This is a genomic window from Pseudomonas syringae pv. tomato str. DC3000, assembly GCF_000007805.1.
Lineage (GTDB): Bacteria > Pseudomonadota > Gammaproteobacteria > Pseudomonadales > Pseudomonadaceae > Aquipseudomonas > Aquipseudomonas avellanae.
In genome coordinates this window covers 1,780,127-1,805,785 of sequence record NC_004578.1, presented here as the reverse complement: position 1 = coordinate 1,805,785, position 25,659 = coordinate 1,780,127, and the positions used below count along the sequence as shown (strand labels likewise).

The 25,659-nt window shown below is 60.0% G+C and carries 24 protein-coding genes; 12 read left to right on the top strand and 12 right to left on the bottom strand.

All coding sequences use genetic code 11. From position 1 onward, the window contains the following. Window positions 1-33 precede the first annotated feature (33 nt). The 3 genes from PSPTO_RS08590 to recQ form a co-directional block, all read right to left on the bottom strand. Window positions 34-2,229: a FimV/HubP family polar landmark protein gene (locus PSPTO_RS08590; protein ID WP_046463928.1), complete on the bottom strand. Its 2,196-nt coding sequence runs from the start codon at window positions 2,227-2,229 to the stop codon at window positions 34-36. Window positions 2,230-2,325: 96 nt separating this feature from the next. After that, window positions 2,326-2,760, bottom strand: coding sequence for a MarR family transcriptional regulator (locus PSPTO_RS08585; RefSeq protein ID WP_003381003.1), 435 nt, complete (start codon window positions 2,758-2,760; stop codon window positions 2,326-2,328). 93 nt (window positions 2,761-2,853) lie between these two features. Next, complete coding sequence (gene recQ, locus PSPTO_RS08580) at window positions 2,854-4,983, bottom strand: DNA helicase RecQ (RefSeq protein ID WP_007245677.1); 2,130 nt, start codon at window positions 4,981-4,983, stop codon at window positions 2,854-2,856. 176 nt (window positions 4,984-5,159) lie between these two features. On the opposite strand from recQ, the gene PSPTO_RS08575 reads away from it, so the two are divergent. The 3 genes from PSPTO_RS08575 to PSPTO_RS08565 all read left to right on the top strand — a co-directional run bounded on the left by PSPTO_RS08575 (window position 5,160) and on the right by PSPTO_RS08565 (window position 6,567). Beyond that, complete coding sequence (locus PSPTO_RS08575) at window positions 5,160-5,747, top strand: UPF0149 family protein (protein WP_005767637.1); 588 nt, start codon at window positions 5,160-5,162, stop codon at window positions 5,745-5,747. Between the two features lie 10 nt (window positions 5,748-5,757). After that, complete coding sequence (locus tag PSPTO_RS08570; protein ID WP_011103644.1) at window positions 5,758-6,159, top strand: YbaN family protein; 402 nt, start codon at window positions 5,758-5,760, stop codon at window positions 6,157-6,159. 174 nt (window positions 6,160-6,333) lie between these two features. Further along, the gene (locus PSPTO_RS08565) at window positions 6,334-6,567 is read left to right on the top strand and encodes a hypothetical protein (protein ID WP_225982977.1); all 234 of its coding nucleotides are present in this window, start codon (window positions 6,334-6,336) and stop codon (window positions 6,565-6,567) included. Window positions 6,568-6,618: 51 nt separating this feature from the next. On the opposite strand, the gene pap is transcribed toward PSPTO_RS08565, so the two are convergent. After that, a complete protein-coding gene (gene pap / locus PSPTO_RS08560) occupies window positions 6,619-8,115 on the bottom strand; it encodes a polyphosphate:AMP phosphotransferase (protein WP_011103643.1) in 1,497 nt (498 codons plus the stop codon). A gap of 147 nt (window positions 8,116-8,262) precedes the next feature. Between pap and mnmC the strand changes: the two genes are divergently transcribed. The 4 genes from mnmC to PSPTO_RS08535 all read left to right on the top strand — a co-directional run bounded on the left by mnmC (window position 8,263) and on the right by PSPTO_RS08535 (window position 14,684). Then, window positions 8,263-10,245 (top strand): bifunctional tRNA (5-methylaminomethyl-2-thiouridine)(34)-methyltransferase MnmD/FAD-dependent 5-carboxymethylaminomethyl-2-thiouridine(34) oxidoreductase MnmC, encoded by a 1,983-nt coding sequence (mnmC, locus tag PSPTO_RS08555; RefSeq protein ID WP_011103642.1) that lies wholly within the window; start codon window positions 8,263-8,265, stop codon window positions 10,243-10,245. A gap of 224 nt (window positions 10,246-10,469) precedes the next feature. Further along, the gene (locus tag PSPTO_RS08545) at window positions 10,470-11,138 is read left to right on the top strand and encodes an ABC transporter ATP-binding protein (RefSeq protein ID WP_011103641.1); all 669 of its coding nucleotides are present in this window, start codon (window positions 10,470-10,472) and stop codon (window positions 11,136-11,138) included. Next, window positions 11,138-13,615: an ABC transporter permease gene (locus PSPTO_RS08540; protein WP_011103640.1), complete on the top strand. Its 2,478-nt coding sequence runs from the start codon at window positions 11,138-11,140 to the stop codon at window positions 13,613-13,615. The genes PSPTO_RS08545 and PSPTO_RS08540 overlap by 1 nt, the downstream gene beginning before the upstream one ends. After that, complete coding sequence (locus tag PSPTO_RS08535; protein WP_046463929.1) at window positions 13,605-14,684, top strand: lipocalin-like domain-containing protein; 1,080 nt, start codon at window positions 13,605-13,607, stop codon at window positions 14,682-14,684. Before PSPTO_RS08540 ends, PSPTO_RS08535 begins: the two co-directional genes overlap by 11 nt. Window positions 14,685-14,699: 15 nt before the next feature. Here PSPTO_RS08535 and PSPTO_RS08530 read toward each other — a convergent pair whose 3' ends face one another. Then, complete coding sequence (locus tag PSPTO_RS08530) at window positions 14,700-15,104, bottom strand: type II toxin-antitoxin system HicB family antitoxin (protein ID WP_005767619.1); 405 nt, start codon at window positions 15,102-15,104, stop codon at window positions 14,700-14,702. Window positions 15,105-15,139: 35 nt separating this feature from the next. Then, complete coding sequence (locus PSPTO_RS08525) at window positions 15,140-15,322, bottom strand: type II toxin-antitoxin system HicA family toxin (protein WP_011103638.1); 183 nt, start codon at window positions 15,320-15,322, stop codon at window positions 15,140-15,142. 284 nt (window positions 15,323-15,606) lie between these two features. Here PSPTO_RS08525 and PSPTO_RS08520 point away from each other — a divergent pair, with 284 nt between their 5' ends. From PSPTO_RS08520 to PSPTO_RS08505, 4 genes are all read left to right on the top strand, one after another. Then, the gene (locus tag PSPTO_RS08520) at window positions 15,607-17,379 is read left to right on the top strand and encodes an N-acetylglutaminylglutamine amidotransferase (RefSeq protein ID WP_011103637.1); all 1,773 of its coding nucleotides are present in this window, start codon (window positions 15,607-15,609) and stop codon (window positions 17,377-17,379) included. A 3-nt stretch (window positions 17,380-17,382) separates the two neighbouring features. Further along, the gene (gene ngg, locus PSPTO_RS08515; protein WP_005767614.1) at window positions 17,383-19,131 is read left to right on the top strand and encodes an N-acetylglutaminylglutamine synthetase; all 1,749 of its coding nucleotides are present in this window, start codon (window positions 17,383-17,385) and stop codon (window positions 19,129-19,131) included. An 82-nt stretch (window positions 19,132-19,213) separates the two neighbouring features. Next, a complete protein-coding gene (locus PSPTO_RS08510) occupies window positions 19,214-20,410 on the top strand; it encodes an osmoprotectant NAGGN system M42 family peptidase (protein WP_005767612.1) in 1,197 nt (398 codons plus the stop codon). A gap of 72 nt (window positions 20,411-20,482) precedes the next feature. Continuing rightward, window positions 20,483-20,710, top strand: coding sequence for a YheU family protein (locus PSPTO_RS08505; RefSeq protein ID WP_004879420.1), 228 nt, complete (start codon window positions 20,483-20,485; stop codon window positions 20,708-20,710). 2 nt (window positions 20,711-20,712) lie between these two features. Here the strand turns inward: PSPTO_RS08505 and csrA are convergent, their stop codons facing one another. The 4 genes from csrA to PSPTO_RS08485 form a co-directional block, all read right to left on the bottom strand. Beyond that, window positions 20,713-20,907, bottom strand: a complete 195-nt coding sequence (gene csrA / locus PSPTO_RS08500; protein ID WP_003381023.1) for a carbon storage regulator CsrA — start codon at window positions 20,905-20,907, stop codon at window positions 20,713-20,715. 169 nt (window positions 20,908-21,076) lie between these two features. After that, window positions 21,077-21,409, bottom strand: a complete 333-nt coding sequence (locus PSPTO_RS08495) for a YnfA family protein (RefSeq protein ID WP_011103636.1) — start codon at window positions 21,407-21,409, stop codon at window positions 21,077-21,079. A 233-nt stretch (window positions 21,410-21,642) separates the two neighbouring features. Beyond that, on the bottom strand, window positions 21,643-22,458 hold the full coding sequence (locus PSPTO_RS08490) for an SDR family oxidoreductase (protein WP_005767607.1): 816 nt from the start codon (window positions 22,456-22,458) through the stop codon (window positions 21,643-21,645). A gap of 104 nt (window positions 22,459-22,562) precedes the next feature. Beyond that, complete coding sequence (locus PSPTO_RS08485) at window positions 22,563-22,940, bottom strand: DUF2784 domain-containing protein (RefSeq protein ID WP_005767605.1); 378 nt, start codon at window positions 22,938-22,940, stop codon at window positions 22,563-22,565. Between the two features lie 323 nt (window positions 22,941-23,263). Between PSPTO_RS08485 and PSPTO_RS08480 the strand changes: the two genes are divergently transcribed. Further along, on the top strand, window positions 23,264-23,422 hold the full coding sequence (locus PSPTO_RS08480) for a DUF3309 family protein (RefSeq protein ID WP_002552554.1): 159 nt from the start codon (window positions 23,264-23,266) through the stop codon (window positions 23,420-23,422). A gap of 130 nt (window positions 23,423-23,552) precedes the next feature. Here the strand turns inward: PSPTO_RS08480 and PSPTO_RS08475 are convergent, their stop codons facing one another. Together PSPTO_RS08475 and PSPTO_RS08470 are read right to left on the bottom strand one after the other, a co-directional pair. Further along, window positions 23,553-25,211 carry a cation acetate symporter gene (locus PSPTO_RS08475; protein ID WP_010202721.1) on the bottom strand — a complete coding sequence of 553 codons (1,659 nt, stop codon included), beginning with the start codon at window positions 25,209-25,211 and terminating at the stop codon, window positions 23,553-23,555. Then, a complete protein-coding gene (locus tag PSPTO_RS08470) occupies window positions 25,208-25,519 on the bottom strand; it encodes a DUF485 domain-containing protein (RefSeq protein ID WP_002552552.1) in 312 nt (103 codons plus the stop codon). The genes PSPTO_RS08475 and PSPTO_RS08470 overlap by 4 nt, the downstream gene beginning before the upstream one ends. Between the last annotated feature and the right edge of the window lie 140 nt (window positions 25,520-25,659).

Sequence of the window (25,659 nt, the reverse complement as noted above, 5' to 3'; positions counted from 1 at the left end):
GCCAGGCCCCCCTCAATACTCGAAAACGCTGAATCAGCTGATGCCCGCCAACAGCTCGCGCGCCATGCGCCGATGCTCTTCGTCGGACTCGTCAATCACCTGTTGCAGGATTTCACGAGCCGACTCCAAGTCGCCCTCCTCGATCAGTACCTGAGCCTGATTGATCTGGCTGAGCGGCGGCTCTTCAAGATCCAGCAGGTCGAAATCCCCGTCATCGTTCATGAAGCTGTCGAGAAACTCGTCGCTCAGATCGTCGGCAGCGGCGGGTGCAACCACTTCGATTGGCTCGATCGGCTCAATGCCATCCGGCTCGGAGAAATCACTGAGAAATTGCTCATCCGACAGCTCGAAGACTTCCGGCAATCGAGTCAGGTCCGAAGAAAAGCCGGGGTCGACTTCAGCGGGCGCAGGCGCTGTCACGGTCTCTGGCTTGCTGCGCGGCGGCGGCGTGTCAAACGGATCGACCAGATCCCAGTCGGCGTCCATCGACAGGTCATCCAGGTTCAGCTGGAATTCATCGGTTTGCTGCGGGTTGAGGGACGCGGCGGCTGTTTCGTCCAGTTGCGCCGGGGGCTCAGGCTCCAGGTCCGGTTGCAGGTAGGCAGCTGGCTCTGGTTCGGCTTTGTCGAAAGACAGCGTGGACGCTGCTACGACCGCAGCAGCGGGGAGGAACGCAGCAGGGGCCGCCTCCGCCGCTTTGAGTTGTGGAAAGCGATCGCGAATGTCCTGAATGGTCTGCGGATCGACGCCGTGCTCAAGCGCTGAGCGCTCTTCGCGAACAAAGCCGCTGCCATCGCCCTGCTCGGCCAGTAACTCCAGCAACCTGATGCGAATGTCGCCGCGCTCCGGCTGGGTTTCCAGGGCGCTGCGCAGAATGCCCATTGCCTCGCTGAATCGCCCGTAGGCAATGTAAATGCTGACACCGTCCAGCGCATCGGGCACAGCGCCAGCCGGACGTTGCGGCGTCGCAGCCTTGACCAGCGTCGATGGCGATGCCTGGGCGGCAGGCTGCGGCGCAACGGCGGGCACCTCGAACACAGGGAGCATGGCGGCCTGGGCAGGCTTGATCAGCGGGTCATCCTGCGCAACGACAGGGGCCGTGGCATGACGACGCTGACGGCGTTTCGAGTAGGCATACACCAGCAACAGAAGCACCAGCGCCAGTATCGCGAGCAGTATTGGCAAGCTCACGAGAGGCTCGCTGCTCGATGCAACGGTCACCGCCGGCTGAGCCGGGGCCGCGGGCGGCGTGGCGGGTGCGGCAGGTCGGGCCGCGGACTGCGCCAGGGCAAGGTCGCTGCGCAACGCAGTGATCTGCTTGTCCTTGCCAATCATCTGCTCTTGCAGTTCCTGGGTCTGGGTCTTGAGCGCTTCCAGAGACTGCGCCAACTGCTGGTTTTCGATAGCAGCCGCCGACAGCTGCTCGGCGGTGCGCTGCAACTCGGCAGGCGGCGCTACAACTGCGCTTGCAGCGGGGGCTGTGGCAGCGGCGGGCATTACGGCGGAATCAGGCAGTAACAGGTCCTGACCGACTTTAAGCGCGGAACCTGCCCCTGCAGCAAATACCTGCGGGTTGAGCGCGCGAATGGCTTCGGCCATCTGGCTGGCCGATACTTTCCCGCCCGGCCCTTGCAGGCGGCTGGCGATGCCATTCAGCGTGTCGCCACTGGCGACCGTGTAATGTTTGCCTTGCAGCGCTGCCGGTGGCGCGACCGGCATGCGCGATTCCTGCGCAGCATTCAGCGAACGCTGCTGATTGCGGCTGCGCGTGGCAGCGAGCCCTTGCGGTGACGTGGCAGGGTCGAGCAGCACGGTGTATTCATGCAGCAGATCGCCGTTCGGGCGCGCCAACTGGACGAGGAAACTCAGGTAAGGTTCGGTGACCGGCTTGTTGGAAACCACCCTGATCACGCCACTGTTACCGCGCAGCACGGGGGTGAAACGAAGGTCATTGAGGAAGAACACCCGTTCGATGCCTGCCTTGGCGAAGGCTTCGGGCGATGCGAGCCTGGCAATAACGTCCTCATTGCTGAGACCGCCGGTCTCCAGCAACTCGATTTCAGCATTCAGCGGCTGGTTGAGCGCCGAGTGCAGCTTCATTTCGCCCAGCCCCAGCGCGGACGCCATCGTTGAACAGCTCAGCAACGCTGCCGCAATGGCGCCCTTGCAAAACAACTCGCGCGCCATACGGCCTGCACCTTCGACAGCAGCCAGAGAACTCTTGAGCATGCAAACCCTTATTGAAACCACAGCAGGCTTCTCACGTTAATCAGATGGACTTGAGTATCCGTTGCACGATTATGGTTGAGAACCCGCCGCTTCGTCTCAGGATCTTTCGAGATTGGCCAGAATCTGCGAGTGCACGCGCATGCTGACTCGCAAATCGTCCTCGCTGACCCCCTCCAACAGCTCGATGCGCAGGACATTGGCGATGGTTTCGATCTTTTCGATGAGGGGCAAGGCGGTGTCGCTGAGCAGAATCTTTTTCGCCCGGCGATCCTCGACCACTGCCTGGCGCTGAACCAGGCCCTGTTTTTCAAGGCTGTCGAGCAGACGCGCCAGGGTGGGGCCTTCTACTCCCACACTCTGCGCCAGCTCGCGCTGGGTGGGCGACTCGGTGAAACGGGCGAGGTGCAACAGTACCAGCCAGCGCGCCTGAGAAAGGCCGAGATCAGCCAGCCGACGATCCAGCTCGGCGCGCCAGCCCCGGGTGAGGTGTCCGAGTTGCATCCCGAAACGATGTTCGTCAGTCAATGGCATAAGGTAACTCGTGATTCAAACTAATTATTAGCGAGCTAAGCATGGTCCTTATGATCAGGCAAGCATGGGGCGGTGACGTTTCGTCGCACGCCGTTATACCTCAAATTCAGATTGCAGCGCCGCACGTACGCAATACAGCACGCCCTCCGGCACGCGACCGGCAAATTGCTCGGCAATCGCCGAGACCGGCGGCAGCTCACCTTCGCCGTCGAGAAAGGCATCCTGCACCTCGCCCAACAGGTCTTCCGGCAAATCGAGCGCCTGCTCGATGGACAACTGCTGCTTGCCGATGGCCTCGGCCAACAGGGTGTAGACATTCTTTTCCGAGCACTGCAACTGGCCGGCGATCTGTGTCGGGGTCATGCCCGCACGCGCCAGGCTGATCAGCTCATGGCGAATGTCGGCAACCACTTGCGGCGCCTCGGTCTTGCCGCTGAGCACTTCAAGGAAAGCCTCGCCGTAACGCTCCAGTTTGCGCGCACCCACGCCACTCACTTTGGCCATCTCGGCCATCGAACCCGGTTTGCTGCGCAGCATTTCCAGCAGGGTCGAGTCCGGGAAAATGACATAAGGCGGCACGCCGTGCTCTTCGGCCAGCTTGCGGCGCAGGGCACGCAGGGCTTCCCACTGCTCGCGCTCTTCGCCACGCACCAGTTGGCTGGCCGGGCTGCCGGAGCTGCTTCTTGAAGTTGTTTGTGGTTTGAGGTCGCGGCGCAGTTCCAGCGAAACCTCGCCACGCAGCAACGGGCGGCAGGTGTCGCTCAGGCGCAGGCCGCCGTAGCCTTCAAGGTCGATGTCGGCGAGGCCGCGCGCGACCAGTTGGCGGAACAGCGAACGCCACTCGGCTTCGGTGCGCGCCTTGCCGACACCGAACACCGACAGGTGCTGATGACCGAAGCTTTGGACCTTGTCGTTGGATTTGCCGAGCAGTACATCGACCAGATGACCGACGCCATAGCGCTGACCGGTGCGGTAGATGGCCGACAACGCCTGACGCGCGGGCTCGGTGGCGTCCCAGGTTTGCACGCCATCGACACAGTTGTCGCAATGCCCGCAGGGGTTGGGCATGTCTTCGTCGAAATAGGCCAGCAGGGTCTGACGGCGGCAGCGGGTTTCTTCGCAAAGGGCCAGCATGGCATCGAGCTTGTGCTGCTCCAGGCGCTTGTGGCGCTCGTCGCCTTCGGAGTTCTGCAACATCTGCTTGAGCATCAGCACGTCTTGCAGGCCGTAGGCCATCCATGCATCGGCGGGCAAGCCGTCGCGCCCTGCCCGGCCGGTTTCCTGATAGTAGGCTTCCAGCGATTTGGGCAGGTCCATGTGCGCAACGAAGCGCACGTTGGGTTTGTCGATGCCCATGCCGAACGCGATGGTCGCGACCATGATCAGGCCTTCCTCGTTAAGGAAGCGTTTCTGGTTGGCGGCGCGGGTTTCCGATGGCAAGCCGGCGTGATACGGCAACGCGGGATAACCGTTTTCACTGAGGAACACAGCCACTTCATCGACTTTCTTGCGCGACAGGCAGTAGACGATACCGGCATCGCTGCGCCGCTCGGACAGGAACGCCAGGAGCTGTTTGCGCGGCTGTTCCTTGGGCACGATGCGGTAAAAGATGTTTGGCCGGTCGAAGCTGGACAAGAAGCGTTCGGCGTTCTGCAGGTGCAGGCGCGTGACGATTTCTTCACGGGTACGCTTGTCTGCCGTGGCGGTCAGGGCGATGCGCGGCACATCCGGAAACAGTTCGGCCAATTGCCCCAATTGCAGGTATTCAGGGCGGAAGTCATGCCCCCATTGCGACACGCAATGCGCTTCGTCGATGGCAAACAGGGCGATTTTCAGGTTTTGCAGGAATGACAGCATGCGCGGCTGAACCAGGCGCTCCGGGGCGAGGTAAAGCATTTTCACTTCGCCCAGACGGATACGGTTGGCCAGTTCGCGCTGTTGCTCGGCATTGAGAGTGGAATTGAGCGCTGCGGCAGAAACGCCCAGCTCATCGAGGGTGGCAACCTGATCGTCCATCAGCGCGATAAGCGGCGAAACGACCACGCAGAGACCGTCCCGCAACAGCCCGGGCACCTGAAAACACAGGGACTTGCCGCCACCGGTCGGCATCAGCACAAGTGCATCGCCGCCGTTGGCTACACGCTCAATAATGGCACCCTGGCGACCACGAAAGCTGTCGTAACCAAAGATGTCTTTAAGTACGCGTTGTGCCTGCTCAAGCATAAAAACCCCGGAATATCCTGCTGCACTGCAAAACGCAGGAGTATACCCGAGCGCTCGGGAGCATTGGATGGCTCGGACATCAGCGGTCGAAATTAACTGCAATTGGCCTGCGCGCTGGCGCCACGGACGCTCAAGGCCTAGAATCCAGCATCGTTTATTTTCAAGGTAGCGCTTCCATGTCCTTCGCTGAGCAATTAACCCGCCTGCAAGTCTTCCTCGATGCAGATGAACTGCACGAAGAAGCACTGGACTACGTGGCCGCGCACGGCTACCTGACCGCCTTGTCCATCTGTGCCGAAGACGTGCCGGAGCGCGAGTGGATCGACGCGCTGTTCTCCGAGCCGCCACAGTATTCCGACATAGCACAACAAACCGAGGTCGAAGCGACACTGGTTGCACTCAAGGCGCACATTGCCCGCCAACTGGCATCGGACGAAGAGTTCGAACTGCCCTGCGACCTGGACCTGGGCGACGACCCGGATGATTCGGACTTGCGCGGCTGGTGCATCGGCTTCATGGAAGGCGTGTTCCTGCGTGAGAACGCCTGGTTCGAAAGCGCCGAAGAAGAAGTCAGCGAAATGCTCCTGCCGATCATGGTCGGTTCGGGGCTGTTCGACGAGCAACCTGAATTCGCCGACATCGCTCAGGACGCCAACCTGATGGACGACATGATCGTGCAGATCCCTGAAGCACTGACGGCCCTGTACCTGCTGTGCCAGGCGCCGGACGAAAAACCGGCGATCCTCAAACCCCGCCACCACTGAGTCAGCGCCTATGGCGCAAGACCCACCGCGCACCAGCCGTCACGGGTGGGTGCGCTACCTGCTCATGGCCGTTGGCTGGTTGAGCGTGGCATTGGGCGTCATCGGGATATTCCTGCCGGTGCTGCCCACCACGCCCTTTCTGCTGCTGGCCGCCGCCTGCTTCGCCCGCAGCTCTGCGCGCTTCTACCACTGGCTGATCAACCATCGGCAACTTGGCCCGTGGATTGGTGACTACCTCGAAGGCAACGGCATCCCGCTCAAGGGCAAGGTGTACGCAGTCGGCATGATGTGGCTGAGCATCGGCCTGTCGTGCTATCTGGTGCCCTCCAACTGGGCTCGCGGGTTCATGCTGACCAGCGCCGTGCTGGTGACGATTTACATCATCCGGCAAAAAACGCTGCAAAAGCGTTGAACGCAACAGCCGTGTATCCCCCCTGAAAGACCGTTTTTTCTGGCATAGCGCCTATGCGAAAACCGTCTGAGGTCGCGCAGAAACTCGCTTAGGCTTCAGTGAAACGCCTCGAACGGATTGAGGCGGATGATTGGCCATCCATCGGCTGCCGAAGCTGTTTTCAGGGAGAACAACATGCGAGATCTGAACCCTCTTTACAGCGCTGTCCTGCAAGCCGTGGAGCAGATGGCCCCTGCCGGACAGGCGCCAACACTGAAGGACATCGCGCCTGACGGGCATGCGACGCAGACGCGACACTACACCGAATCGCAATCACGCCTGCATCGACTGCTGAACGGCGACTTCAAGCCAACGACTGAAACAGCAGATGAAGACTCGATTGCAGAGCCTGCGCATGAACGGCATTGACCGTTCACGCTGCGCGCAATCAGACAGCGAGCCGAAGGCCCCTGAAAGCGATCACTTCTTCTTGTCTCTGGCAAAGGCTTTTTCCAGCGCCTCGTTGATGGTGCGCAACACCTTGACCCTGGCCCAGCGCTTATCATTGGCTTCGATCAGTGTCCACGGTGCAATCTCGGTGCTGGTGCGGTCCACCATGTCGCCGACAGCCTGACGATAATCGGGCCATTTCTTGCGGTTGCGCCAGTCGTCTTCGGTGATCTTGTAGCGCTTGAACGGGATCTTTTCGCGCTCCTGAAAACGCTCCAGCTGGGTTTGCTCGTCAATCGCCAGCCAGAACTTGACCACCACCACGCCGGCTTCGGTGAGCTGCTCTTCGAAATCGTTGATTTCGGCGTAGGCGCGTTTCCAGTCGGACTCGCTGCAAAAGCCTTCGACCCGCTCGACCAGCACCCGGCCGTACCACGAGCGGTCGAAGATGGTGAATTTGCCGCGTGCCGGTATCTGCCGCCAGAAACGCCACAGATAAGGCTGCGCACGCTCATCCTGAGTCGGCGCAGCAATCGGCACGATGGCGTACTGACGCGGGTCCAGCGCCGCCGCGACCCGGCGAATTGCCCCGCCTTTGCCAGCAGCGTCATTGCCTTCGAACACCGCCACCAGTGCGTGGCTTTTCATGCGTTTGTCACGCAGGTTGCCGGACAGGCGCGCCTGCTCGGCGATCAGTTCGTGCTGGTAGTCTTCTTTGCTCAGGTGCAGGCTCAGGTCGAGGCTGTCGAGCAACGTACGTTCATTGTTATGGATCGCCAGCGGCCCTATCGTCAGCGCGCTGGACTCGGGTTCGACCTTGTTGAGCGCGGCCTGCATGCCTTCCAGCAGCAGGCGGCCGACGGTCAGGCTGCGGTAATTGGCGTCCACACCCTCGATCACATGCCAGGGCGCGTAGTCACGGCTGGTACGGCGCAGGACTCGCTCGCCGAAGCGCACGAACTTGTCGTAGGTCTTGGATTGCTGCCAGTCCAGCGGGCTGATGCGCCAGCTGTGCAGCGGGTCATCCTTGAGGGTCTTGAGGCGCAGCTTCATCTGTTTTTTGGACAGGTGAAACCAGAATTTGAAGATCAGCGCGCCTTCATCGCAGAGCATCTTTTCTAGGCGTTCGGCGCCGCTGATGGCCTGATCGAGCACCGCATCCTTGTACTGCCCATGCACGCGACCCTGAAGCATCTGGCTGTACCAGTTGCCGAAGAAAATCCCCATGCGCCCTTTGGCAGGCAGTTGTCGCCAGTAGCGCCAGACAGGCGGATGGGCCAGCTCCTCATCGGTCTGCTGATCGAAGGTGCGTACTTCTATCAAGCGCGGGTCCATCCACTCGCTGAGCAATTTGACCGTCTCGCCCTTGCCCGCGCCTTCTATGCCGTTGATCAGCACGATGATCTGCCGTTTGGCCTGCTCGTGCAGGTCTATCTGCGCCTCCAGCAAAGCTTCGCGCAGCGAAGGCAAAGCGGCCTCGTAGGTGTCATCGTCAATGGCATGACCGATTTCAGCGGATTCAAACATGCACAGCTCCTGATGAGTGATGGCTCAATGACGCCCGATGAAGAGTGTGACCACCGATTACCGGCATCGGTCAATCCACGCAGTCTTGATAGCACTTTTATCTGCGCAGACGGCTAAAATGCTGCCACTGCCTAAGCCGAGCCCGACATGACTATTACCCGCCACGCCCGGATCGACTGGGACGAACAAGGCAACCCGCGTTCTCACGACTTTTCCGACGTGTACTTTTCCACTGAGTCCGGTCTGGATGAAACCCGCCATGTGTTTCTGGTGCAGAACGACCTGCGTCGGCGGTTTACCGAATTGCCGGTCGGCGGACGGCTGATCGTTGGCGAAACGGGCTTTGGCACCGGGCTGAATTTTCTCTGTGCCTGGCAGTTGTTCGATGAGTGCGCGCCGGTTGATGCGCGCCTGCATTTTGTCAGTGTCGAGAAGTACCCGCTGAGCCAGGGCGACCTGCAACGTGCTCTGGTGTTGTGGCCGGAGCTGTCGCGTTTTGCCGATCAACTGCTCGGGCAATACGTGGCGATACATGAAGGCTTTCAGCGCCTGGTATTCGATAACGGCCGGGTCACCCTGACCTTGCTGATCGGCGACGCCCTGCAGATGCTGCCGCAGTTGGACGGGCAGATTGACGCATGGTTTCTCGACGGCTTTGCGCCGGCGAAAAATCCGGACATGTGGACCCCGGAACTGTTCGCCGAACTGGCGCGACTGTCCACACCGAGCACCACGATTGGCACCTTCACCAGCACCGGCTGGGTGCGGCGCTCGCTGAATGCAGCAGGTTTCAAGATGAAGCGGGTGCCGGGTATCGGGCATAAATGGGAAGTGCTGCGCGGTGCTTTTATCGCCTGGCCGGAGGGCGTCACATCGGTGCCTGCCGCCAAGCCCTGGTTCGCCCGTCCCACTCCGCTTGCAGGCGAGCGCAAGGCGTTGGCGATCGGCGCTGGGCTGGCCGGTTGTGCCACGGCGCAGAGCCTTGCGCAACGGGGCTGGCAGGTCAGCCTGCTGGAGCGTCACGCGGCACCCGCGCAGGAGGCCTCGGGTAACCCGCAGGGCGTGCTGTACCTGAAACTTTCAGCGCACGGTACGGCGTTGTCACAGTTGATTCTCAGTGGGTTTGGCCACACGCGCAGGCAACTTGAACGCTTGCAACGGGGTGTCGAGTGGGACGCATGCGGCGTGCTGCAACTGACCTTCGACGACAAGGAGGCACAACGCCAGAAGCAACTCGCCGAGGCCTTCCCTGAATCGCTGCTGCACCTGCTGGATCGGCGCGCCGCCGAGGTGCAGAGCGGCATCGCGCTAAACAGCGGCGGGCTGTTTTACCCTGAGGGCGGCTGGGTGCATCCGCCAGCGTTGTGTCACGCGCAGATCCAGCACGCGAATATTCGCCTGATCGCCCATCATCAGGCGCTGGAGCTGCGACGCGTCGATGATCAGTGGCAGGTGTGGAGTGACGCGCAGCTGATCGACAGCGCGCCTGTCGTCGTACTGGCCGGGGCGGCGGACATCAAGCAGTTCTCGCAGAGTGCCGAGCTGCCGCTCAAACGCATTCGCGGGCAGATCACCAGCCTGCCGCAGACCGGGGCGAGTGCTGCGTTGCGCACGGTGGTGTGTGCGGAGGGTTATGTGGCTCCGGCGCGTCTGGGTGAACACACGTTGGGCGCCAGCTTTGATTTCAACAGTGTCGATTTGACCCCCAACGTGGCGGATCACCTTGGCAATCTGACGTTGTTGCAGGAAATCTCGGCAGACCTGGCGTCTCGCCTTGAGGCCGCTGACAGGCCGCCCGAGCAGTTACGGGGGCGCGCGGCGTTTCGTTGCACCAGTCCGGATTATTTGCCGATCGTCGGTCCGCTGGCAGACCGCGAGGCGTTCGTTCAGGCCTATGCTGCGCTGGGCAAGGATGCGCGTCAGGTGCCGGATATCGCCTGCCCGTGGCTGGACGGCCTGTACGTCAACAGCGGCCACGGCTCACGTGGGCTGATCACCGCGCCGCTGTGCGCCGAACTGATCGCCGCCTGGCTCGATAACGAACCCCTGCCCTTGCCGCGCAGCGTTGCCGAAGCCTGTCACCCTAACCGGTTTGCCCTGCGCGGGTTGATTCGCGGCGGCGGGAAGTAGCCTGAAAAGCAGGACCAACGTGGAGCATCGCACGATAGTTGAGATTATCGTTCCCTACGCTCCAGCGTGGGAATGCAGCTCTCGACGCTCTGCGTTGAAAAGAGGACGCAAAGCGTCCTGAGCGGCATACGGCGCGGAGAGTCGCACGATAGTGGGCATCTACCCGCGACGCGCTCGCGCTCAGGCGCTACTCTTTGAACTCAGTCAGGAATATTGAGCCGCTCATGCTGCAAGTGCGAAACGTATTCAAGCGCTACACCACGGCACAGGGGCCGCTGAATGTATTAAGGGGCGTGGACCTGCACCTGACACAGGGTGAAAGCCTGGCGTTGATGGGCGAATCCGGCAGTGGCAAGAGCACATTGCTGCATCTGGTCGCGGGCCTTGATCAGGTCGATGACGGCAGCATCGAGATTGCCGGCCAACGCCTGGACCTGATGAACGAAAGCCAACTGGCTAACTGGCGGCGCACCGAAATCGGTCTGGTGTTTCAGCAGTTCAACCTGATCGGCAGCCTTAAAATCGCCGACAATCTGGCGTTTCAGGCTCGGCTGGCCGGGCGTTTCGATGCGCTCTGGCAGACGCACTTGATCGAACGTCTGGGGCTGGGCACGCTGCTGGATCGTTATCCCGAGCAACTGTCCGGCGGACAACAGCAGCGGGTAGCGATAGGTCGCGCCCTCGCTTCACGGCCCAGCCTGCTGCTGGCTGACGAGCCCACCGGCAATCTCGACGAGACCACCAGTGACGAAGTGCTGCAATTGTTGCTGGATGTGCTCGCCGACAGCCCCACCAGCCTGTTGATGGTCACCCACAGCCCGCGGGTCGCTGACCGACTGGCGCGCAGAGTGGTGCTGCATCTCGGTCGTCTGGCAGTCGAAGGCGAGCGCTGATGCGAGTTTTCTACTGGACCCTGCGCGCATTACTGAGCCACTGGCGACGTCATCCCGTGCAATTTTTCAGCGTGCTGACCGGTTTGTGGTTGGCCACCGCACTGCTGACCGGCGTGCAGGCGCTCAATAGTCAGGCACGGGAAAGCTACCAGCGTGCCAGCCAGTTGATTGGCGGCGAGCCGCAGACCAGCATCGCAGCGCCCGACGGCGGGCTGTTTGCTCAGGAACTGTACATACAGCTGCGCCGTGAAGGCTGGCCGGTGTCGCCAGTCATACGCGGACGAATCACGCTCAAGGGGCTGGAAGGCCAGCGCTTGCAATTGCTCGGCATCGAGCCGCTGACGTTGCCGAACAGCACACTGGCCGGACAGACACTGGACTCTGATCAGGTCGTTGATTTTCTCACCCCGCCGGGAGCGACCTGGGTATCACCGCAGACCCTTGAGTCGCTCGGGCTTGAAGAAGGCCGGCAGCCACTGGGCGAAAATGGCGTTGCCTTGCCGCCGCTGCGCGCCAAACCCGATATGGCCCCCGGCGTGCTACTCACTGACATCGGCTTCGCTCAAGCATTGCTCGGCCAGCCCGATGAATTGTCCAGCCTGCTGCTGCACAAGGACTTCGCGGCGCGCAACCCGCAGTTGCCGCCAGCACTGAACGGTCAGTTGGTCATCAGCAAGACGGGCGAAGAAAACAATCTGCAGCGGCTGACAGAAAGCTTTCACCTGAACCTGAGCGCCTTGGGCGTTCTGTCGTTCGGAGTGGGCCTGTTTATCGTCCACGCGGCCATTGGCCTGGCACTGGAACAACGCCGCGGCCTGCTGCGTAACCTGCGTGCCTGTGGTGTCAGTGCGCGAATGCTGATCACGGCCCTGAGCGTCGAACTGGGCGCGATGGCCCTGCTCGGTGGTCTGCTGGGTGTGGTCAGCGGCTATTTTCTGGCCAGCTTGCTGCTGCCGGATGTAGTGGCCAGTTTGCGCGGTCTTTACGGTGCCGAAGTCGCTGGCCAACTGAACCTCAGCCTGTGGTGGTGGCTCAGCGGCATCGGGCTGAGCCTGCTTGGCGCTTTGCTGGCCGGTATCAACAGCCTGTTGCGTGCGGCACGTCTGCCTTTGCTTGCCTTGGCAGATGCCCAGGCATGGCAGCAGGCCCACGCACGCTGGCTGCGGCGACAAGCCTGGGTTGCAGCGGCCGGTGCGCTCGTCGCACTACTGGCTTTGCTGTTCGGCAACAGCCTGTTACTGGGTTTTGTGTTGATGTCCGCCGTGTTATTCAGTGCAGGGCTCGGGCTACCGGTGCTGCTGGATGCCATGCTCGGCGGCCTGCTGACACGCAGTCGTTCGGTGCTGGGGCAATGGTTTCTGGCTGATTGCAGGCAGCAGTTGCCCTCGTTGAGCCTGGCATTGATGGCCTTGCTGCTGGCGATGGCGGCCAATATCGGCGTGGGCAGCATGACCTCGGGCTTTCGCCAGACGTTCAATAGCTGGCTGAACCAGCGTCTGACTGCCGAGCTCTACGTCAGCCCGCAAGACCCGACGCAGGCTCAACCTTTACAAACCTGGCTGAGCCAGCAAGCGCACATCAGCGCAGTGATACCCAACTGGCAAGTAGCGGTACAGGTTCAGGGATGGCCCGCCGATCTGTTCGGCGTGGTCGATCACACCATCTACCGCCAGCACTGGGAGCTGCTTGAATCAGTAAAGGGTGATCCGTGGAACCTTTTGCGTGACGGCGATACGGTGATGCTCAGCGAACAACTGGCGCGCCGTCTCAAGCTCACGCTGAACGATACCTTGAACATCCCCGTGCCCAACGGCCAATGGACACCGCGCATCGTCGGGATCTACGCCGACTATGGAAACCCCAAGGGCCATCTGCTGGTCAACGAAAAACATCTGCTTGCCCACTGGCCGCAACTGAGCCCGTTCCGTTTCAACCTGAGGGTCGATCAGGCCGCGATTCCGCCTCTGGTCAAGCAACTGCAAGACCGCTTTGCGCTCGACGACAATCACATCATCGATCAGAGCCAGATCAAGCGTTGGTCAACCCAGATCTTCGAACGTACATTCTCAGCCACCGCCGCCCTCAATAGCCTGACGCTGGGCGTGGCTGGCGTGGCGCTATTCATCAGCCTGCTGACCCAGAGCCAGAGCCGCCTCGGGCAACTCGCCCCGTTGTGGGCGCTGGGTGTGACGCGACGGCAACTGATGTTGCTCAACCTGGGGCAAACCTGGCTGCTGGCCCTGTTGACGCTGGCATTCTCCATACCGCTGGGCCTGATGATCGCGTGGTGTCTGGATGCGGTGATCAATGTTCAGGCGTTTGGCTGGCGCCTGCCACTGCAAGTATTCCCACTGCAATTGCTGCAACTCATGTCACTGGCAATACTAGCCACCCTGCTGGCCTCGGCCTGGCCGCTGCTGAAGCTGTACCGCAGCCGCCCAGCGGATTTACTGAGGACCTTTGCCAGTGAACATTAAGTGGCTGATGCCGTTGGCTATCGCATTGCTGCTCGCGGCCTGCGATGACAAACCGCAGCCCGAAAGCGGCTTCGCCGGGCTGGGCAATGCCGCCGACGCCTACACTCAGGTGACGCCGGGCAAGGTCTTCTCATTTCCCGAGGACCACGGCCAGCACCCTGGCTTTCGCATCGAATGGTGGTACATCACCGCGACATTGAAAGATGACACCGGCCAACCCTTCGGCGTGCAATGGACGCTGTTCCGCAGCGCCCTGCGACCCGGCAAACAGCCGGGCAGCGGCTGGAACGAAGGCACAATCTGGCTGGGCCATGCGGCGGCCACATCCAGCAGCGGGCACTACGTGGCAGAGCGTTATGCCCGGGGTGGAATCGGCCAGGCGAACGTCACACTGGCGCCCTTCTCAGCCTGGATCGACGACTGGGTATTCACCAGTGATACGCAAAACAACGACCCGCTCGCCATGATGCAACTGAAAGCCAGCGGCAAGGATTTCCGTTACAACCTGCAACTTACCTCCAGCAAACCGCTGGTGTTACAGGGCGAACAAGGCTACAGCCAGAAATCGGAAGCGGGCCAGGCTTCCTATTATTACAGCCAGCCGTTTTTCGACGCCAAAGGCAGTGTCGTCATCGAGGGCAAAACCCATCAGGTCACCGGCAAAGCGTGGCTGGACCGGGAATGGAGCAGCCAGCCACTGACCGCCAACCAGAGCGGCTGGGACTGGTTCTCCCTGCAACTGGCCGACGGCGAGCGCCTGATGCTCTACCGCATCCGCTACAAGAACGGCACGCCCTACCTGACCGGCAACTGGATCAGCGCCGATGGTACGACCAAAATGCTTCACGCCAACGAACTCAGCCTCGAACCTGTCAATGAAACGTCAATCGGTGAGCACAAGGTGCCCACCCGCTGGGCAATCAAAATTCCCGGCAGAAACCTCGACATCACCACCCAGGCACTGAACCCCAAAGCCTGGATGGGCACCAGCATCCCCTACTGGGAAGGCCCGGTGAGTTTCACCGGGAGTCAGGAGGGGGTCGGGTATCTGGAGATGACGGGGTATTGAGCACCTCGACTGCCGTCACGCTCGACCGAGCTTTTCCAGCGCAGCATCAGCCAGGAAGGTCGAGCGACTTTTGATGCTGTGATCCCTTACGTAGCGGTCGATCTGTCTGATCACAAAGCCAGGCAAGGTGACGTTGACCTTTTCCGTCTTGCCTAGATAAGGCGTTACATCGATTTCCAGCATGCCCCAGCCCATTCCAGAAAAATCAGGGTTTTTGGCATGCTCGGCAACGGTCCCGACTTTCGGAATAGACCCGCCACTGGCTGCAATCTCCTGCAGCATGATATGAGCGATCTCAACGGCTGCCGCATGAGCCTCCTCAAAGGTATCGCCTGCGGTGATAGCACCAGGTATGTCCGGTATCTGAATGCCGAACGCTGTGGTCTCATCGCCCCACTCTATGCATATTGGATATTTCATTTTTTCTCCGAAAAGGTTGCAAGATAAAGGCTGAACTACGCCAATCCGGCAAGCTTTCTGATGGCCTTTACTGTTCCAAGCGGCAAGTCTTTCTTGGGATGCGGCACCGGAACTGTTTGAGACTTTTCTGGGTGTTTGAACATATGGTGACTGCCGGTGACACGATCAAGAACCCAACCATCTGCTTCAAGCTCCTTTACCAATTGCCTGCTTTGCACCTCCACCTCCTTGCCAATCGATACAAAAATATAACCCTGGACGCATATTAAAACAATGTAGAAAAGTGTTCCCAGGGTTATGTTTTTTATTTCGTTACACCACGCTTCACGAAAACCCATGGTTGTTCCTTACTGCTGGCTGTCGGGCCAGCTGATGCGAACTCGACAACTGTACTTGCCTGCTTATAACTTTTTGATCTAAAACTACCCTGTCCTCACTGGGTCAGTTTCTGGGTGACTGCACTTTCTCAGTCACCTCCCCAACGGAAACCCGGTAAGGACTTATGTGCGGATTAGCAGGTGAACTTCGTTTCGACCATCAACCAGCGGACCTCGCCGCAGTTGAGCGTATTACCCATGAGCTGGCGCCTCGCGGCCCGGATGCGTGGGGGTTTCATAGCCAGGGGCCGATTGCCCTTGGTCACCGCCGTCTGAAAATCATGGACCTGTCGGATGGCTCGGCGCAGCCGATGATCGACAGCAACCTTGGCCTGTCGATGGCCTTCAACGGTGCGATCTACAACTTCCCCGAATTGCGTGCCGAGTTGGAAAGCCTTGGCTATCAGTTCCATTCCGGTGGCGACACCGAGGTATTGCTCAAGGGCTACCACGCGTGGGGCGCAGAGATGCTGCCCAAGCTCAATGGCATGTTTGCCTTTGCCATCTGGGAGCGCGACAGCAAGCAGCTGTTCATTGCCCGTGACCGCCTCGGTGTAAAGCCGTTGTACCTGTCGAAAACCGATAAGCGCCTGCGCTTCGCGTCCTCGCTGCCTGCCCTGCTCAAGGGCGGTGATATCAGCGGGATGCTTGATCCGGTGGCGCTCAATCATTACCTCAACTTCCATGCTGTGGTGCCTGCACCGCGTACGCTGCTGGCCGGCGTCGAGAAGTTGCCGCCTGCCAGCTGGATGCGCATTGACGCCAGCGGCAAGGTCGAGCAGAAAGTCTGGTGGACCCTGCCTTATGGTCCCCACGAGGACGAGAAAAATCTCACTCTGGAAGACTGGCGCGACCGTGTACTGGACAGCACCCGCGAAGCGGTGGCCATTCGTCAGCGTGCTGCGGTAGACGTAGGCGTGCTGCTTTCGGGCGGTGTCGATTCGAGCATGCTGGTCGGCCTGCTACGCGAAGTGGGTGTCGAGGACCTGTCAACCTTCTCCATCGGCTTCCAGGATGCTGGCGGCGAACGTGGCGATGAATTTCAATATTCGGACCTGATCGCCAAGCATTACGGTACGCGTCACCATCAGTTGCGCATTCAGGAAAGCGAGATCATCGAGCAGTTGCCTGCGGCGTTCCGCGCCATGAGCGAACCAATGGTCAGCCACGACTGCATCGCCTTTTATCTGCTGTCGCGCGAAGTGGCCAAGCACTGCAAGGTCGTGCAGAGCGGCCAGGGCGCTGACGAGCTGTTTGCCGGTTATCACTGGTACCCGCAAGTCGATGGCGCAAGCGACCCGGTCGCGGCCTACCGTTACGCCTTTGTGGACCGCAGCTACGCCGAATACGCGGACACTGTTCAGCCAAAATGGCGCACCGCCAACGATGCAGCCGGTGACTTCGTTCGCGATCACTTCGCCCAGCCGGGTGCCAGCGCTGCGGTTGACAAGGCGCTGCGTCTGGACAGCACAGTGATGCTGGTCGATGACCCGGTCAAACGTGTCGACAACATGACCATGGCCTGGGGCCTGGAAGCGCGCACGCCGTTTCTCGACTATCGTCTGGTCGAGCTGTCGGCGCGTATTCCGGGCAAGTTCAAGCTGCCCGATGGCGGCAAGCAAGTGCTGAAAGAAGCGGCGCGGCTGGTCATTCCATCAGAAGTGATCGACCGCAAGAAGGGCTATTTCCCTGTGCCCGGCCTCAAGCATTTGCAGGGCGATACACTCAATTGGGTACGTGAACTGCTGACCGATCCGAGCCAGGACCGCGGCCTGTTCAACCCGACCATGGTCGACAAGCTGCTGACCAATCCCGAAGGCCAGCTCACGCCGCTGCGCGGCTCCAAGTTGTGGCAGTTGGCCGCGCTGAACCTGTGGCTCAGCGAACAAGGACTGTGATTGATGAAACAGAACGCGACGACTTATAGCCAACGCCTGTTGCGCGGACAGTCGCCCTCGTATGAACGCCTGCAAGCGCGCCTAGCCGAAGATGGCAGCCAGATCGATGCAGAGCCGTTGGCCCTGCATTGTGGCTGGGGTCGCCTGCTGATCGGTCATACGTATCCTGACCCGGCAGCGCTGGCGCAGGACCTGCTTAACGAGAAAGCCGGCGAACGCGACATTGCCTTGTATGTGGCCGCGCCACAGCAGGTGCTGGCGCAAGCGCCGCAACAGTTGTTTCTCGACCCGTCGGACACGTTGCGTCTGTGGTTCAGCGACTACCGTCCGGCGCAGCGCGTGTTCCGCGGTTATCGTATCCGCCGGGCGCACAACGAAACCGACTGGCAGGCCATCAATAACCTGTACCTGGCACGCGGCATGTTGCCCATCGACCCTGCCCTGCTCACCCCGCGTCATCAGGGCGGCCCGGTGTACTGGGTGGCCGAGGACGAAGGCAGCAACACGATCATCGGCAGTGTCATGGGCCTGAATCATCAAAAGGCGTTCAACGACCCGGAAAAAGGCAGCAGCCTGTGGTGCCTGGCGGTTGACCCGCAGTGCACACGCCCAGGTGTGGGTGAGGTGTTGGTTCGCCATCTGATCGAGCATTTCATGAGCCGTGGCCTGAGCTACCTTGATCTGTCGGTGCTGCATGACAACGAGCAGGCCAAGGCGCTGTACGCCAAGCTGAATTTTCGCAATCTGCCGACCTTCGCCATCAAACGCAAAAACGGCATCAACGAATCGCTGTTTCTAGGCCCTGGCCCGCAGGCGGACTTCAATCCGTATGCGCGGATCATCGTCGAAGAGGCGCATCGTCGCGGCATTGACGTGCAGGTAGACGATGCCGATGCCGGGCTGTTCACACTCTGCTATGGCGGCCGTCGTATTCGCTGCCGGGAATCGTTGAGCGACCTGACCAGCGCGGTCAGCATGACCCTGTGCCAGGACAAGAGCCTGACCCATCGCGCCCTGAAAGCGGCCGGGCTGCGCTTGCCAGCGCAGCAGCGGGCGGGCGATGAGGCCGACAATCGTGCGTTTCTCGAAGAGCACAAGCAAGTCGTGGTCAAGCCGCTCGATGGCGAGCAAGGCCAGGGCGTCGCGGTTGACCTGCGCACGCTTGAAGACGTGCAGAGCGCCATCGAACAGGCCCGTCAGTTCGACAGCCGGGTGATCCTGGAAAGCTTTCACGAGGGCCTGGACCTGCGCATCGTGGTGATCGGCTTTCAGGTGGTGGCCGCGGCGATACGCCGCCCTGCAGAAATCATTGGCGATGGCCGTCACACCATCAAGCAGTTGATCGAAGCGCAAAGCCGTCGCCGTGCTGCCGCGACCGATGGTGAAAGCCGTATCCCGATGGACCAGGAAACCGAGCGCACAGTGCGTGAGGCCGGTTTTGACTATGCCGATATCTTGCCGATGGATCAGCGTTTGGCCGTACGCCGCGCTGCCAACCTGCACACCGGAGGCTGTCTGGAAGATGTCACGGCCATCTTGCACCCGGTACTCAGTGACGCAGCGGTACGTGCTGCCCGAGCGCTGGATATTCCGGTGGTCGGCCTGGACCTGATGGTGCCCGCTGCCGATCAGCCCGACTATGTGTTCATTGAAGCCAACGAACGCGTCGGGCTGGCCAACCATGAACCGCAACCTACTGCCGAACGTTTCGTCGATCTGCTGTTTCCGCACAGCCTGCCTGTGCATATCTGATCGCAGCTGCGAGTAACAGGCTGCACACAGGGGTTTTGACCCTGGCAGCCTGTGGCTTGCAACTGCTCCATAAGGAGCATTCATGACCCCTGCAACCATTCCCGATCCGGATCTGAAATACCTGCAGAAAGTTCTGTTGGAAATGCTCGCGATCCCAAGCCCCACGGGCTTCACCGACACCATCGTGCGCTACGTGGCCGAGCGTCTGGAAGAACTGGGTATCCCGTTTGAATTGACCCGTCGCGGCACGATTCGCGCAACCCTCAAGGGTAAACAGAACAGCCCCGACCGCGCAGTATCCGCGCACCTGGACACCATTGGTGCCAGCGTTCGGGAGGTCAAAGACAATGGCCGTCTGGCGCTTGCCGCCGTCGGCTGCTGGTCCAGCCGGTTTGCCGAAGGCAGCCGGGTCAGCGTGTTCACGGACACCGGCGTGATCCGTGGCAGCGTGCTGCCGTTGATGGCGTCCGGGCATGCCTTCAATACCGCTGTGGATGAAATGCCGATCAGCTGGGACCACATCGAGCTGCGCCTGGATGCCTACTGCACCACCCGCGCTGATTGTGAATCACTGGGCATCGGCATTGGCGACTTCGTGGCATTCGACCCGCTGCCAGAGTTCACCGAGAGCGGCCACATCAGTGCCCGCCATCTGGACGACAAGGCCGGTGTTGCCGCGCTGCTGGCGGCGCTCAAGTCGATCGTCGAAAGCGGTGCCGAGCCGCTGATCGACTGCCATCCGCTGTTCACCATCACCGAAGAAACCGGCACCGGTGCAGCGGGCGTGCTGCCCTGGGACGTGAGCGAGTTCGTCGGTATCGACATCGCACCGGTCGCACCCGGCCAGCACTCCAGCGAGCACGCGGTGAGCGTGGCGATGCAGGACTCGGGCGGTCCTTATGATTACCACCTGTCTCGTCATTTGCTGCGTCTGGGCGTGGAAAACGAGCTGCCGGTCCGCCGCGACCTGTTCCGCTACTACTACAGCGATGCGCATTCTGCGGTGACGTCGGGGCACGATATTCGTACCGCCCTGCTGGCTTTTGGCTGCGACGCCACCCACGGCTACGAGCGCACCCATATCGACAGCCTGGCCGCGCTCAGCAAGCTGCTTGGCGCGTACATCCTCAGCCCGCCAGTGTTCGCCAGCGATGCCAAACCGGCGCAGAGTTCGCTGGAGCGGTTCAGTCATCAGATTGAACATGACGCGCAGATGGAGTCCGACACCCGCGTGCCGCCGGTAGACAGCCTGATCGGGCTGAATCGCGAGGAGAGTTGAGGCCCGGTGAATTGAATTGCGGTGCCTGGCACCGCAGTTCTATCATCGCCGCTCATCGACAAGAGAACCGCCATGCTTATCCCCTACGATCAACTGGAACCTGACACCCTCACCCGCCTGATCGAGGACTTTGTCACCCGCGAGGGCACTGACAACGGCGACGAAACGCCCCTGCAAACCCGTGTATTGCGCGTCAGACATGCGCTGACCAAAGGTCAGGCGGTGATCTTTTTCGACCTTGAGAGCCAACAATGTCAGTTGATGCTCAAACACGATGTGCCCAAAGAGTTTTTTGACTGAGGCTATGGCTGCGTCTGCGCGGCCTGCTGCGAAAGCTTGTTGGCGATTCGCTTGTACACCTCGGCCCGGTGAACCTTGATGTCCTTGGGCGCACTGATGCCCAGTCGGACCTGATTGCCGTTCACGCCCAGAATCTGCACGGTGATGTCATCACCAATGGAAAACGTTTCGCCAATGTCCCGCGTCAATACCAGCATGTGTCCTGCCTCTTCGTTACGCAAAAGAGGCAGGGTGCATCGCAAGCGAAGGGGCTTCAATGCACTGATGGCAAATCAGTAACGTCCTGCAACCGCATCGGAAAAGACTGAAGGAAACGTCTTACTTTCTAGTCAAAATTGTAGGAAATGCCGCTGTTGGCTGACCGTTTCAGGGCGCTGACCAGCGCGGCCCCAGCAGAATGATCGTCGCGCCGATCACGCAAAACGCCAGCCCCAGCCAGTCGGTGCCCAGCGGCCTGACCCGCTCCACCAGCCCCAGCCAGGCAATCGACGCCACAATGTAAATCCCGCCATACGCCGCATAGGCTCGCCCGGCATAAGCCGCTTCCACACGCGTCAACAGCAAGGCGAACAGCGTCAGGCTGATCAGCGCCGGAATCACCCACAGCGCACTTTTACCCTGACGCAGCCAGAGCCAGAAAGCGTAGCAGCCAGCTATCTCGAACAGGGCGGCGAGGAAAAACCACAGGTAATTGAGCATGAAAGGTTCTCGGGACAGGGCTGAACGGGGCTGAACGATGCGCGCAACCCTATCAGAAAACTGTGCGTTCATGACCGAGATGGCTTCTGACCGGTGGGCGCGCGTAGGGAGCGATAATCTTAACGACCACTATCGTGCGGCGCTCCGCGTCGCAGGCCGTTCTGGACGCTCCGCGTCCTCTTTGGCGACGCAGAGCGTCGCGAACTGCTTGAGCGTGCGCAACGATGTCTCAGTCAGGCGTGCCCTTTCTGGGCCTTTGCGCGCATTTTGGCGCACATCACGGTCATCTCGTCGTACATCGCCTGTGGCTGTTGGCGCTTCATGTCCCAGGCCAGGCGGCCTTCTTCGTGGGGCAGGATCATGAATTCGCCTTCGGCTACCTGCGTGAAGATGTAATCGGCAATGTCTGTAGCGGTGATCGGGGATTTTTCCAGCAGCCTGCCGATCTGCGCTTTCATCGCCGGGGTGGGGCCGCGAAAGGAATCAAGCAGGTTGGTCTGAAAGAACGACGGGCAGACCACGTGCACGCCGACATCCTGATCGCGCAGTTCAACCAGCAGGCTCTCGGAAAGCGCCACCACGCCCGCCTTGGCAACGTTGTAATTGCTCATGGCCGGGGCCTGCATCAGCGCGGCCATTGAGGCGATGTTGATGATCTTGCCCTTGCTCGCCTGCAACATCGGCAAGAACGCTTTGCAGCCTTTGACCACGCCCATCAGGTTGATTGCAATCTGCCAGTCCCAGTCTTCCAGCGACAGCTCGTTGAAGAAACCACCCGACGCCACGCCTGCATTGTTGACGATGATGTCCATGCCGCCGAAGCGCTCTTCGCAGGTCTGAGCGAATGCGGTGAGCTGGCTGTAGTCACGAACGTCGCAGCGCTGAACAAAACCGTCACCGCCCGCCTCGCGTACCAGGGCCAGGGTTTCCTGCAAACCGGCATCATTGATATCCGACAATGCCAGCCGCCATCCTTCGCGCGCCCAGCGCAGTGCCATTTCACGGCCCAGACCAGAGCCGGCGCCAGTAATCATGATGCGGTTTTGCATAACCGGGTGCCTTGTGAGATGCCGAAGTTGCCTGAGTGTAATCACAGCCAAGGCCCGACAAACCCACCATCAAGGTGCTGAATGCCTGGAGCAAACCCGCAGCCTCATGAGCGCCGCGCGCGGGACACGTAATGCACCAGCAGCCTGCCGTACACCATCACATTGACCAGCACAACAATGCCGCCCAGCCAGAGTTGCACGCCAGGCGTCAGCCCTGCCGGGTAAATCAGCGGGATCAGGTAATGCTCGACAAAGCCCCCGTCATAACCCTGCTCGCCAGCGCTACTGCGCAGGGCATTTTCCAGCGGTGTCAGCGGGCAATAGAGGTGCAGAAACTCGACTGCCGCCCCCCAGATGATGGCCGGAACGTGCAGCAAGGCCAGCCAGGGCCTTTTCCATACCAGCAGCCCGCCAAGCAGAACGAACACAATGAACAGGAGGTGAAACGCCACTACCGCATCTGCCGCTATTCGATAAAACATCGGCGTGCCCTCAGCCGTGACAGAATGTGGGAGGTCTAGCCACCGACACCAATAAGCGAGAGCTTACACGCCATTAAGTTCAATGATTTTTAAGACTATTTCACGTTATTACTTGCTGATAAGACTGAATTATTGTCGGACAAAAACGCATCAAACCCATGATTTTAATGATTTTTTGAAGATGTAAGAAAATGTTGAAAATAAGCCGAACCTTTACCGAACACGCGCAGTCGGATGTTTCAAGCAGGCAAATAAAGCGCCCTTCGTGGCAAACGATTTAACTGCAATAGCTATTTAACTGGAATTCAAAGAGGGAACTCGTCATGGGCATCGGCACTATTCTTATCATCGTTCTGATTCTGCTGCTGGTCGGCGGTCTTCCGGTATTCCCGCACTCGCGCAGCTGGGGCTACGGTCCGTCGGGCATCATCGGTACGATCCTGGTGATCCTGCTGATTCTGGTGTTGCTCGGCAAGATATGACCCGCTGCTTCAAGCAGTGAGTAGTAACGAAAACCCCGCTTTCTCAAGCGGGGTTTTTTATGGCCCTAAAAAAACCATCGCCCATGAAAAAGCAGCCCATGGGGGCTGCTTCGTTCGTTGCACGTGCTACTTAGTGAGAAACCGCACCGCTGGCACCCAGCCCCGTCTGCGACCGGACGAACTGCGGGTAGAACAAGGCGCGTTCGCCCTCTGCCGCTTTCGACTTGTCGGTGATGGAGAAGAACCAGATACCCACGAATGCGATGGCGATAGAGAACAGCGCCGGGTATTCGTAAGGGAAGATGGCTTTAGGGTTGTGCAGGATCTGCACCCAGATGGTCGGGCCGAGCACCATCAGCACCACAGCGCTGATCAGGCCCATCCAGCCACCAATCATGGCGCCACGGGTGGTCAGGTTTTTCCAGTACATGGAAAGCAGCAGTATCGGGAAGTTGCAACTTGCCGCGACGGAGAACGCCAGGCCCACCATGAACGCGATGTTCTGACTTTCGAAAGCAATACCCAACAGGATCGCCACGACAGCCAGTGCAATGGTGGTCATTTTCGAGATGCGGATTTCGTCTTTCTCGTTGGCTTTGCCCGCCTTGATCACACTGGCGTACAGGTCATGGGAGACCGCCGACGCACCGGCCAGCGTCAGACCGGCAACCACCGCCAGGATGGTCGCAAAGGCGACGGCAGAAATGAAGCCCAGGAACAGACTGCCCCCGACCGCATCGGCCAGGTGAATCGCCGCCATGTTGTTGCCGCCCAGCAAGGCACCCGCTGCATCCTTGAATGCCGGGTTGGTGCTGACCAGCAGGATCGCGCCAAAACCGATGATGAAGGTCAGGATGTAGAAGTAGCCGATAAAGCCAGTGGCGTAGAGCACCGACTTACGGGCTTCCTTGGCATCACTCACGGTGAAGAAGCGCATCAGAATGTGCGGCAGACCCGCCGTACCGAACATCAACGCCAGACCCAGCGAGAACGCCGAGATCGGGTCTTTTACCAGCCCGCCCGGGCTCATGATCGCTTCACCTTTAGGGTGAACCTTGATCGCCTCGGAGAACAGCATGTTGAAGTCGAAGTTGACGTGTTTCATGACCATCAGCGCCATGAACGAGGCACCGGAAAGCAGCATCACCGCTTTGATGATCTGTACCCAGGTGGTCGCCAGCATGCCGCCGAACAGCACGTAAAGGCACATCAGAATACCGACCAGCACCACTGCAACGGTGTAGTCCAGACCAAATAGCAACTGGATCAGCTTGCCCGCACCGACCATTTGCGCAATCAGATAAAACGCCACCACCACCAGCGAACCACAGGCAGACAGTGTGCGAATCTCTTTTTGCTTGAGGCGATAAGAGGCTACGTCGGCAAAGGTGTATTTACCCAGGTTACGCAGGCGCTCGGCGATCAGGAACAGAATGATCGGCCAGCCCACCAGGAAGCCGATCGAGTAGATCAGGCCGTCGTAGCCGGAGGTGTAGACCAGTGCGGAAATACCCAGAAAAGAGGCTGCCGACATGTAGTCACCAGCAATCGCCAGACCATTCTGAAAGCCGGTGATCTTGCCACCCGCCGAGTAATAGTCCGATGCGGTCTTGTTCTTCTTTGAGGCCCAGTAGGTGATGTACAGCGTGAACGCGACGAAGATCACGAACATGACGATCGCAGCGACGTTCAGGGGTTGTTTCTGTACTGCGCCAGTCAATGCATCTGCCGCCCAGAGGGTCGGCGCGAATGCGGCCAGGCCAAGTGCTGCTGATAGGCGCCGGATCATTGCTGAGCCTCCTTCAGGATGGCGTTGTTCAAGTCATCGAATTCGCCATTGGCACGGCGAACATAGATGGCGGTCAACACAAACGCAGAAAGGATCAGCCCTACGCCTATCGGCATTCCCCAGGTAATGGTTGAAGTCGGGCTCAACTTGGCACCCAGAATATGGGGCCCGTAAGCAATCAAAAGAATAAAGGCCGCATACAGGCCAAGCATGATCGCCGAAAGAATCCAGGCGAAACGCTCTCTTTTGGATACCAGCTCCTTGAAACGGGGGCTGTTTTGAATCGAGAGGTAAATGCTGTCGTTCATTGTTTTTGTCCTCGCAGCACAGATGAGATGTCACGTAACGCACTTTAGTCGGGTCCGGCGCGCACTCCAGACGACCTTAGTATTAGAACGACATTAGCCGTAGATGGATGGCTCTGCACAGCGCAAACGCACCGCCAGTC

What these genes read in the sequence shown, in the direction of transcription:
- mnmC (WP_011103642.1), top strand. Translation starts at nt 8,263, where the DNA reads ATGACTATTACCCGCCACGCCCGGATCGACTGGGACGAACAAGGCAAC.
- PSPTO_RS08585 (WP_003381003.1), bottom strand. Translation starts at nt 2,760, where the DNA reads ATGCCATTGACTGACGAACATCGTTTCGGGATGCAACTCGGACACCTC.
- recQ (WP_007245677.1), bottom strand. Translation starts at nt 4,983, where the DNA reads ATGCTTGAGCAGGCACAACGCGTACTTAAAGACATCTTTGGTTACGAC.
- PSPTO_RS08490 (WP_005767607.1), bottom strand. Translation starts at nt 22,458, where the DNA reads ATGCAAAACCGCATCATGATTACTGGCGCCGGCTCTGGTCTGGGCCGT.
- PSPTO_RS08530 (WP_005767619.1), bottom strand. Translation starts at nt 15,104, where the DNA reads ATGAAATATCCAATATGCATAGAGTGGGGCGATGAGACCACAGCGTTC.
- PSPTO_RS08480 (WP_002552554.1), top strand. Translation starts at nt 23,264, where the DNA reads ATGGGCATCGGCACTATTCTTATCATCGTTCTGATTCTGCTGCTGGTC.
- PSPTO_RS08520 (WP_011103637.1), top strand. Translation starts at nt 15,607, where the DNA reads ATGTGCGGATTAGCAGGTGAACTTCGTTTCGACCATCAACCAGCGGAC.
- PSPTO_RS08510 (WP_005767612.1), top strand. Translation starts at nt 19,214, where the DNA reads ATGACCCCTGCAACCATTCCCGATCCGGATCTGAAATACCTGCAGAAA.
- ngg (WP_005767614.1), top strand. Translation starts at nt 17,383, where the DNA reads ATGAAACAGAACGCGACGACTTATAGCCAACGCCTGTTGCGCGGACAG.
- PSPTO_RS08545 (WP_011103641.1), top strand. Translation starts at nt 10,470, where the DNA reads ATGCTGCAAGTGCGAAACGTATTCAAGCGCTACACCACGGCACAGGGG.
- PSPTO_RS08470 (WP_002552552.1), bottom strand. Translation starts at nt 25,519, where the DNA reads ATGAACGACAGCATTTACCTCTCGATTCAAAACAGCCCCCGTTTCAAG.
- PSPTO_RS08590 (WP_046463928.1), bottom strand. Translation starts at nt 2,229, where the DNA reads ATGCTCAAGAGTTCTCTGGCTGCTGTCGAAGGTGCAGGCCGTATGGCG.
- PSPTO_RS08575 (WP_005767637.1), top strand. Translation starts at nt 5,160, where the DNA reads ATGTCCTTCGCTGAGCAATTAACCCGCCTGCAAGTCTTCCTCGATGCA.
- PSPTO_RS08540 (WP_011103640.1), top strand. Translation starts at nt 11,138, where the DNA reads ATGCGAGTTTTCTACTGGACCCTGCGCGCATTACTGAGCCACTGGCGA.
- PSPTO_RS08570 (WP_011103644.1), top strand. Translation starts at nt 5,758, where the DNA reads ATGGCGCAAGACCCACCGCGCACCAGCCGTCACGGGTGGGTGCGCTAC.
- PSPTO_RS08475 (WP_010202721.1), bottom strand. Translation starts at nt 25,211, where the DNA reads ATGATCCGGCGCCTATCAGCAGCACTTGGCCTGGCCGCATTCGCGCCG.
- pap (WP_011103643.1), bottom strand. Translation starts at nt 8,115, where the DNA reads ATGTTTGAATCCGCTGAAATCGGTCATGCCATTGACGATGACACCTAC.
- PSPTO_RS08485 (WP_005767605.1), bottom strand. Translation starts at nt 22,940, where the DNA reads ATGTTTTATCGAATAGCGGCAGATGCGGTAGTGGCGTTTCACCTCCTG.
- csrA (WP_003381023.1), bottom strand. Translation starts at nt 20,907, where the DNA reads ATGCTGGTATTGACGCGGGACATTGGCGAAACGTTTTCCATTGGTGAT.
- PSPTO_RS08495 (WP_011103636.1), bottom strand. Translation starts at nt 21,409, where the DNA reads ATGCTCAATTACCTGTGGTTTTTCCTCGCCGCCCTGTTCGAGATAGCT.
- PSPTO_RS08565 (WP_225982977.1), top strand. Translation starts at nt 6,334, where the DNA reads ATGCGAGATCTGAACCCTCTTTACAGCGCTGTCCTGCAAGCCGTGGAG.
- PSPTO_RS08505 (WP_004879420.1), top strand. Translation starts at nt 20,483, where the DNA reads ATGCTTATCCCCTACGATCAACTGGAACCTGACACCCTCACCCGCCTG.